Source organism: Sphingomonas sp. URJC2 (assembly GCF_059803575.1).
The window spans coordinates 48,370-56,886 of record NZ_JAPFGX010000018.1 but is presented as its reverse complement, the minus strand read 5'-3'; the positions used below and the strand labels follow the sequence as shown (position 1 = coordinate 56,886).

At 68.3% G+C, this 8,517-nt stretch carries 9 protein-coding genes; 4 read left to right on the top strand and 5 right to left on the bottom strand.

Annotated elements, in window-relative coordinates:
* The 4 genes from OPU66_RS08670 to motA all read right to left on the bottom strand — a co-directional run.
* A partial coding sequence (locus OPU66_RS08670) for an Hpt domain-containing protein (protein ID WP_498553220.1) occupies positions 1-931 on the bottom strand: 931 nt, incomplete at its 3' end.
* Positions 928-1,293: a response regulator gene (locus tag OPU66_RS08665; RefSeq protein ID WP_160591328.1), complete on the bottom strand. Its 366-nt coding sequence runs from the start codon at positions 1,291-1,293 to the stop codon at positions 928-930. The genes OPU66_RS08670 and OPU66_RS08665, both read right to left, overlap by 4 nt.
* Positions 1,290-1,568, bottom strand: coding sequence for an STAS domain-containing protein (locus tag OPU66_RS08660; protein WP_498553219.1), 279 nt, complete (start codon positions 1,566-1,568; stop codon positions 1,290-1,292). The genes OPU66_RS08665 and OPU66_RS08660 overlap by 4 nt, the downstream gene beginning before the upstream one ends.
* 25 nt (positions 1,569-1,593) lie before the next feature.
* On the bottom strand, positions 1,594-2,478 hold the full coding sequence (gene motA, locus OPU66_RS08655; RefSeq protein ID WP_498553218.1) for a flagellar motor stator protein MotA: 885 nt from the start codon (positions 2,476-2,478) through the stop codon (positions 1,594-1,596).
* A 240-nt stretch (positions 2,479-2,718) separates the two neighbouring features.
* Here motA and flaF point away from each other — a divergent pair, with 240 nt between their 5' ends.
* A complete protein-coding gene (gene flaF, locus OPU66_RS08650; protein WP_498553217.1) occupies positions 2,719-3,081 on the top strand; it encodes a flagellar biosynthesis regulator FlaF in 363 nt (120 codons plus the stop codon).
* Between the two features lie 59 nt (positions 3,082-3,140).
* Here flaF and OPU66_RS08645 read toward each other — a convergent pair whose 3' ends face one another.
* Positions 3,141-3,536: a response regulator transcription factor gene (locus tag OPU66_RS08645; protein WP_498553216.1), complete on the bottom strand. Its 396-nt coding sequence runs from the start codon at positions 3,534-3,536 to the stop codon at positions 3,141-3,143.
* A 228-nt stretch (positions 3,537-3,764) separates the two neighbouring features.
* Here OPU66_RS08645 and OPU66_RS08640 point away from each other — a divergent pair, with 228 nt between their 5' ends.
* The 3 genes from OPU66_RS08640 to OPU66_RS08630 all read left to right on the top strand — a co-directional run bounded on the left by OPU66_RS08640 (position 3,765) and on the right by OPU66_RS08630 (position 8,510).
* The gene (locus OPU66_RS08640) at positions 3,765-5,813 is read left to right on the top strand and encodes an ATP-binding protein (protein ID WP_498553215.1); all 2,049 of its coding nucleotides are present in this window, start codon (positions 3,765-3,767) and stop codon (positions 5,811-5,813) included.
* 118 nt (positions 5,814-5,931) lie between these two features.
* Positions 5,932-6,456: a heme NO-binding domain-containing protein gene (locus OPU66_RS08635; RefSeq protein ID WP_498553226.1), complete on the top strand. Its 525-nt coding sequence runs from the start codon at positions 5,932-5,934 to the stop codon at positions 6,454-6,456.
* Positions 6,453-8,510 carry a putative bifunctional diguanylate cyclase/phosphodiesterase gene (locus OPU66_RS08630; protein ID WP_498553214.1) on the top strand — a complete coding sequence of 686 codons (2,058 nt, stop codon included), beginning with the start codon at positions 6,453-6,455 and terminating at the stop codon, positions 8,508-8,510. The genes OPU66_RS08635 and OPU66_RS08630 overlap by 4 nt, the downstream gene beginning before the upstream one ends.
* Positions 8,511-8,517 lie beyond the last annotated feature (7 nt).

Below are 8,517 nucleotides of genomic sequence, written 5' to 3'. Positions count from 1 at the left end.
CGGCAGGCGGGGGCGGCGCGGCAGCCGGGGCCGGCGCGGAAGACGCCGGCGGGGCGGGCGGCGCGTCCAGCGCTTCGCCCTCGCGGCTGATCTCGATCACCGAATCGGGCGCGACAAAGTCGAAACATTCGCGGATCTCGCTCTCGGCGACCGAGGCGGGCACCGACAGCGTCCAGGCGATATAGCCGTTGCCGACCTCCAGCTCGCGCAGCGGCGGGACAGCGCTGACATCGGCGGCGACGACGCGGCCGTCGAGGCGCTCCAACTCGCGCACGGTGAGCAGCGGTTCGGCGCCATTGGCCATTGCGGCGCGCGACGGCTTGAAATGCACACGCCAGGGCAGCGGTTCGGGGTCGAGATCGTCGAGCGACACCGACACGGGTTCAAAACCGAACGGATCGTCGAGCGCCTCGATCGACACCGTCACCGGCACAAAGCCGAATTCGTCGGCCTGCTCGCCACCCGCGGGCGCCGCCGCTTCGGGGGCAGCCGGCTCGGGGGCCGCGGCTTCGGGCGCGGCGGGCGCGCCGCCGGCATCACCGACACCCTTGTTGGCCAGCACCTCGTCCAGCGTCGCGAGCATCGCCGCGTCGGCCGGCGGCGCGGACTGTTCCTGCGCGGCCTGGACGTGATCGGACAGGATGTCGAACGCGCGCAGCAGCACCTGCACAACGCCGGCCGACGGCGCGATGCGCCCGGCACGCACCTCGTCGAGCACATTCTCGAACCGGTGCGAAAAGGCGAGCAATGCCGCATGGCCGAACGCGCCCGACCCACCCTTGATCGAGTGGACGGCGCGGAACACCCCGGCGATCGTTTCCGAAGAGGTGTCGCCATCGGCCATGGCCGACAGCCCCTGTTCGGCCGCGATCAGCCCTTCGGCGCATTCCTCGAAAAAGATCGCCTGGATTTCGTCGAGCTCGTCGCTCACGGGCACACACGGCGGATCGCCGTCCCCAGCTTTTCGGCATCGAACGGCTTGGTGATCCAGCCGGTCGCGCCGGCTTCACGCGCGCGGGCCTTTTTCTCGTCGGAAAACTCGGTCGACAGCACGAGGATAGGCACGCCGCGGAAGCACGGCTCGGCGCGCACCGCCTCGATCAGCTGGAACCCGTCCATCTTGGGCATGTTGATGTCGGTGATCAGCAGGTCGGGCTTGACCTCGTGCATGCGCTCCAGGCCATGCTCGCCGTCATTGGCGGTTTCGATGGTGAAGCCCTGCGCACCCAGCGACGCCTTCAGCAGCATCCGCATGCTCGCCGAATCATCGACGGTCAGGATCAGCTTGCTCATTGTTCCCGTTCCTTTTCCATCTCAAGGCCAAGCGGCTCTCCAAGCCGGCAGGCGGCCACCCGCGCGAGAAAGGCCTCGCTGGGCGCGTTGATTGCAAAATGAAGACCCTCGGCCTGCGCATGGGCGCGGGCCGCGACGAGCAGCTGCAGCATGGCCTGACCGACATTTTCGACCTGCGACGCATCGATGGTCATGTCGGCATGGGCGTCCGCCGCGTGAACGAAGCGGGCCTGCAGGTCTTCCGCGGCAACGGTGGTTCCGTTCGCGGGAAGCACGATGGGCTGACCGGCCCCGGCCGGATCAGGCAGCGATGGCGTTGATGTCATTCTTGGCCTCGTCAAGGGCTGTTTCGAGCTGCTGGAAGCTGGGGGCATGGGCCGACGGGGTCAGCCGGCGCGCGATCTCGGTCGCGACCTGGATCGGCACGCCCTGGGCGTAGGCAACGATCGCGGCCTTGACGATGGTGTAGGGCTTGGAATCCTCCTCGATCACCTCGGCCAGTTTCGAGGCGAGCGGCCCGACAAGGCAGTAGGACAGGAGGACCCCGAGAAAGGTGCCGACCAGCGCGCCGCCGATCATCGCACCCAGGATTTCGGTCGGCTGATCGATCGAGGCCATGGTCTTGATGACGCCCAGAACGGCGGCGACGATGCCGATCGCCGGCAGGCCGTCGGCCATGCTCTGCAGCGCATGCTGCGGGGCCATTTCCTCATGATGGTGGCGCTCGATATCCGCCTCCATCGCCTCGGCGAGCTGGTTGGGGTCATCAAAGCTGACCGTCATCATGCGCACATAGTCGCAGACGAACTCGATCAGGTGATGGTCGGCGAGGATCTTGGGGTAGCGCGAGAAGATCGCGCTTTCTTCCGGATTGTCGATATGCGGTTCGATGCCGGTCGCGCCCTTCTTCTTGAAGGTCGTGAACAGGATGAACAGCATCGACAGCAGGTCGCGGTACAGCTCGGTCGTCCAGCGCGGCCCCTTGAACGAGCGCCCGAGGCCCTTGCCGGCGAGCTTCACCGTGTGCATCGAGTTCGCCACCAGGAACGCGCCCAGGGCCGCGCCACCGATCGCCATCATTTCGTGCGGCAGCGCATGAAGGACGATGTCCATCTTGCCGCCCGAGATGATGAAGCTGCCGAACACGCAGCCCATGATGATGAGAAGTCCGATACCGTTGATCACATGCACCACCCGGCCGCAGCCGCCCTCCGACGAATAAACACGTTATAGGATGAAACCGGCCGGGCCGTCCGAAGGGCGCCAGAATCTCGCATGGCCATCTCGCATGGGCATCTCGCAAGCCTGTCTCGCCGCGGCCGTCCGCGCCGGCCGGATGCGGGCGGGCCGGACAGGCGACTTGCACCCGATCGCACCCGGATCACAGTTAATCGTCTAAAATGGGGGAAAATACGGAGTGTCCGAATGTCTCTGGCGACCTATCAGCGTGTCCGCAGCATGGCGGAAACCCCGCGGGCGATGGAATATCGCCTGATCGGCCAGATCACCGGCGAATTGCTGGGCGCGTGGGAAAACGGGCTGCGTGGCCCGGCGCTGATGCCCGCGCTGCACCGCAACCGCGAAATGTGGAGCACATTTTCGGCGGCGTGCGCGGCACCCGGCAACGAACTGCCCGACCAGTTGCGCGCCGCGATCATCTCGCTTGCCCTGTGGGTCGACCGGTTCACGACCGATGTCGTCGCGGGCCGGGACACGATCGAGCCGCTGGTGATCGTCAACCGGTCGATCCTCGAAGGCCTTGGCCAGGGCCGCGCCGCCGCCGCCTGACCGGCCGGTTCAGTGCAGTGCCCGTTGACTGATTTGGCTGCGCGCGCGCCTGCCCGGGCCTAACCCTGGGGACGGTCCGCCATCATCCGGTCCAGATTCGCGAACGCGATCCGCAGGACCATCAGCAGATTTTCATATTCATACGGCTTTTCAAGAAAGTCGCAGGCGCCGGCCGCCAGCGCGTCGACCGCCACATTTACATCCTCATGGGCGGTGATCATCACCACCGAAAATGGCAGGCGCTGCCCGACAATATGTTCAAGAACGGCCAGCCCGTTCAGCCCGGGCATGTAATAATCGAGCAGCACGACCCCCGGATCGAGGCTGCCCGCCCGCGCGGCGAATTCGGTGCCGGAATCAAAGGCGTCGATATGGGCATCGGTCAGCGTCGCCAGCAGCAGCTGTAAAGACTGACGCACATCGGCGTCGTCGTCGACGATGTAGATATGCCGCATCCGACCTGTCTCTCTCCCCCTGAACGGCCGGTTCAAGACGAGGACCTTAACCTTGGTTGCACCGGGCCTCAAGCATTGATGGACCGGCGTGCCAAAAAACGTCCGTTTCGGTTATGACTTGCACCACGGCACCACCGAGCTATGCTTTTGCGAAGAAGTCGTTTAGACACTGAAACGCACCAGTAACACGAGTAGCCGTCGGCAACCGCGGCAGAGGGTCCAGATGAGGTGACGGGGATCGCCCGCCCTGTGCATGTCGCGCCGACCTCAGCGCCGGGTCACGGCCGGCTGCCCCTTTCTCCCGCGCCGCTGTCGCCCGCCGATCTTGAACCGATTGTCCGTTTCGCCGCCGAGCTGTGCGGCGCGGACGGTGCGGCATTTGCCGCGCCGACGGCCGAGGGCGGCCATGTCCTGATCGCGCGCACCGGCGCATTGCCCGACCATCTGCCCCCGGTGGCGGACGCCAATCTGCGCGCCGACAGCGTCCGCTGGGTCGCCGATCTCGATGCCGGGGCCCAGGGGCTGGGCGCGGCGCTGACGGCAGCGGGCGTTCCGGTGCGCTTTCTGGCCGAAGCGCCGGTGGTCGAGGATGGCGGCCGTTGTGCCGGGGTGCTGTTCCTGATCGGCACCGCGCCGCGCCCGGCGGGGTTGAGCGCCACGGAACGGCACGGGCTGGAACTGCTGGCCGCGCAGATCCTCGGCCTGGTCCGGCTTGCCCAGACCCGGGCCGGGCTGGTGCGGCAGACCCAGCGGCTGCGCGCCCGCCAGGCCCGGCTGACCGACAGCCGCCGCAAGCTGGCGGAACTGTATCGCTCGGCCCCGGTCGGCCTCTATCTGCTCGACCGGCGGCTGCGCTGCCGCCAGATCAACCCGCGCATGACCGCGATGCTGGGACTGGGCAGCGGTGAGGGCGTGCCGCTTCCCGCCGGGTTTGCCGCACTGATGGCCCCGGCGCACCGGCACGTCATCGATCGCGGCGAAACACTGACCGACCTGCCGGTCGAATATCTGCTGGAAGGTGCCGCCGGGGGGGATGCCCCGCGCGAGTTTCTGGCCAGCCTGTTCCCGCTGCGCCGCCGCGACGGCCGCACGCTGGGGCTGATCGGCGCGGCGCTCGACGTCACCGCCGCGCTGGCGCAGGAACGGCGGCTGCGCGAGGCCGAGGAACGCTACCGGCTGGCGCTCGGGGCGACGCGCGACGCGATCTGGGACTGGGACCTGAGCGAAGACCGCATCATCTGGTCCGACGGCATCCAGACCCAGTTCGGCCATATGCTCCCCGGCAATGAAAGCCCGGTCGACTGGTGGACCCAGCAGGTGCACGCCGATGACCGCGCCCGCGTGGTCGCCGATCTGCAGGCGAATATCGATGGCACCGCGCTGCACTGGAGCGCCGAATACCGGTTTGCGCGCGCCGATGGCAGCTATGCGATGGTCCTCGATCGCGGCACGCTGATCCGCGACGAGCATGGCCGGGTGATCCGCGCGATCGGAGCGATCCTCGACCAGTCGGACCGCAAGGCCGCAGAAGCGGAACTGCGCGAGACGCAGGAAGATCTGCTACGCGTGTCGCGGCTGACCGCGATGGGCGCGGTGGCGAGCACGCTGGCGCATGAGCTGAACCAGCCGCTGACCGCCTGCGCCAACTATCTGGCGCTGCTGCGCACGCCCAAGGCCGAGGCGGCCGACGGCCAGTATATCCGGCTGATGGCGGCCGAGCGGGCGACGGCGGAAATCCTGCGCGCGAGCGAGATCGTCCGCCGCATCCGCCGCTTTGCCTCGACCGGCGAGCTGAGCCGGCGGGCCGAGCCGCTCGCCCCGGTCGTCTGGCGGGCATGGGAATCGGTCAGGCAGCTGCCGGGCGCGCAGGGTGTGCAGTTCGAGGTGCGGCTCGATGCGCCGGCGGCGGTCATCGCCATCGACCGGGTGCAGATCGAACAGGTGCTCAACAACCTGATGCGCAACGCTGTCGAGGCGATGACGGGACGGCCCGACCGGCGGCTGCTGATCACGGCGGCGCGCGACGGCGAACAGATCGTCATCCGCATCGCCGACAATGGCCCCGGCCTGACGCCGGAGATGAAAACCCATTTGTTCGAACCGTTCCGCACGACCAAGGCGACCGGGCTCGGCCTCGGCCTGCCGCTGTGCCGGACGATCGTCGAAGCACATGGCGGGCGCATCTGGGCCGAGGACCGTGAAGGCGGCGGCACGGCGTTCGCCATCGGCCTGCCCGACGAGATGCCGGACGAACCTGAGGGCGATCGCGCGCGCTGAGCGTCCGCCGCCCGCCCGATCCCCCCGGCCGGTTATCCCGGCCGACCGCCACCCGCCTTGCCGCGCTGTCCTATAATGAGCTCTGGAACGGCATTGGCGGGACAGCATCTTGAAGGGCGTGATTTTCAACCTGGTCGAAGAGGTCGTCGCCGAGGCGTTCGGGGCGGACGCATGGGATGCGATGCTCGACAGTGCCGGGCTGGACGGGGCCTATACGTCGCTGGGCAGCTATCCCGATGCCGAGCTGACCGGGCTGGTCAGGGCCGGGGCAGAGCTGACCGGCACCCCGGCCGACGCGCTGGTGCGCACCATCGGCCAGCTCGCGATTCCACGGCTCGAGGCGCGCTATCCGCAATTCTTTGCCGGGGCCAGCGATGCGCGTGCCTTCATCCTTGCGCTCAACACCATCATCCACCCGGAAGTGCGCAAGCTCTATAACGGGGCGCATTGCCCGCATTTCCATTTCGCCACCCAGGGGCGCAGCCTGCTGCTCGGCTATGACAGCCCGCGCCGGCTGTGCCATCTGGCCCATGGGTTCATCGACGGCCTTGCCCTGCGCTATGACGAGCAGATCACGGTCAGCCAGCCGCGCTGCATGCACCGGGGCGACGCCATGTGCCAGCTGCAGATCGACTGGGCATGACCGCACAGCCGCTGCCGGGCAGTTTCGCGCCCGCCCCCGACGCCGCCGCCACACCCGACGCCGACGCGATCATCCGGCGGCTCGAGGCGCGGCTGGCGCGCGAGCGGCAGGCACGGCTGGCGGCAGAAGAGATTGCCGAAAAGGGCCTGCGCGACCTTTATGTCAGCCGCAACCGGCTGGAGCTGCTCTACCGCATCGTCAACATCGCCAATGAAACCGACGATCCGCTGACCGCGATCGGCGATGCGGTGCGCGAGATCTGCCTTGGCAGCGGCTGGGCGTTCGGCCACGCGCTGGCGCTGGCCGACGGTCGTGGGGATGCCGGGCTGAAGAGCACGGGGCGCTGGTTTGCGCAGATGCCGGACCAGCTGTTTCCCTTTCTCCACGCCTCGCAGCACCGCGTGTTCGGGCCGGATTCATCGCTGGTCGGCCGGCTGCTGCGCGAGCGGCGACCGTGCTGGACCGGAGATCTGTCGGGCGACAGCGGCTTCACCCGCGCCGCCGCCGCGCGCCGCTGCGGCCTGGCCGGCGCGGTCATCGTCCCGGTGCTGGTCGGGTCGGAACTGGTGGCGGGGATGGAATTCTATCTCGCCGATGCGCAGCCGCCCGATGACGAATGGCTGGAACTGCTCGCCCAGGCGGGTGTCCAGATCGGCCGCGTGTTCCAGCGTGAACACCACGCCCGGCAGCTGATCGACAATGCGACGCGCGATCCGCTGACCCGCCTGCCCAATCGCGGCTGCTTCGAAGACCGGCTGCGCACCGCCTTTGCCGCCGCGCGCACGGGCGAACCGGGGCGGATCGCGGTGCTGTTCATTGATCTGGACGGGTTCAAGCTGGTCAACGACACGCTCGGCCACCCGGCCGGCGATGCGCTGATCAAGGCGGTGGCGGCCCGGCTGGGCGATGTCGCCGCGCGGGTGGTGGCAGAACCGGGGATCGACGATCTGCTGCTGGCGCGGCTGGGCGGGGACGAGTTCGTGCTGATGGCGCAGGGCGACGGCATCGCCGCCCGCGCCGAGGCGATGGCCGCCGCCGTGCACGACGCGCTGGCCCCGCGCCATCTGATCGCGGGCACCGAGGTCAGGACCATGGCCAGCATCGGCATCGCCATCGACGATGGCCGCAGCAGCGACGCTGCCGAACTGATCCGCGACGCCGACATTGCGATGTTCGCCGCCAAGTCCAAGGGCGCGGGCCGCACCGCGCTGTTCACCGCCGCCATGCGCGCCGAAGCGGTGGAGCGTTTCGCGATCGAAACCGATCTGCGCGCCGCGCTTGAGGACGAGGCGTTCGAGCTGCATTACCAGCCGATCGTCACCCTGGCCGACCGCGAGGTGGTCGCGTTCGAGGCGCTGCTGCGCTGGCGCCGCGCCGACGGGCGGCTGGAAATGCCCGACAGCTTCATTCCGGCGGCGGAAAAGAACGGCCTGATCGTCGCCATCGGCACCTGGGTGCTGCGCGAGGCTTGCCGCACGGCGGCGCGCTGGCGCGGCCAGCTCGGCACGCGGCGCTTCCATCTGAGCGTCAACATCGCGCCGCAGCAATTCCAGCAGCCCAATTTCGTCGATCAGCTGTGCGCGATCCTGCTGGAAACGGGGGCCGACGCGCGCGACATCTGCCTCGAGCTCACCGAGAGCGCGGCGATGGTCAATCCCGCCCATGCCGCCGCCACCGTCGCGCGGCTGCGCCAGCTTGGCCTTGGGGTCAGCGTCGATGATTTCGGCACCGGCTATTCGGCGCTCGCCCATCTTCAGCACATGCCAGTCGACACGCTGAAGATCGACCGTTCGTTCATCACCGCACAGCAGGCCGGCAATGCCGACTGGGCGATTGTGGGTGCGATGGCTCAGCTTGCCGAGGCGATGCAGCTCAACGTCGTCGTCGAGGGCATCGAAAGCGACTATCAGCTGGGCGAGCTGGAGCGCATGGGCTGCGGCTATGGCCAGGGCTGGCTGTTCGGCAAGCCAATGGCCGAAGCCGACGCCTATCGGATGATCGCCGACGGCACCGCCGACCCCGGTGCGCCCGCACCCGGCCCGGATCAGGGCTGAGCCGGCC

Coding starts and splice junctions, on each gene's coding strand:
- flaF (WP_498553217.1), top strand. CDS start 2,719: ATGTCTCTGGCGACCTATCAGCGTGTCCGCAGCATGGCGGAAACCCCG.
- OPU66_RS08630 (WP_498553214.1), top strand. CDS start 6,453: ATGACCGCACAGCCGCTGCCGGGCAGTTTCGCGCCCGCCCCCGACGCC.
- OPU66_RS08645 (WP_498553216.1), bottom strand. CDS start 3,536: ATGCGGCATATCTACATCGTCGACGACGACGCCGATGTGCGTCAGTCT.
- OPU66_RS08665 (WP_160591328.1), bottom strand. CDS start 1,293: ATGAGCAAGCTGATCCTGACCGTCGATGATTCGGCGAGCATGCGGATG.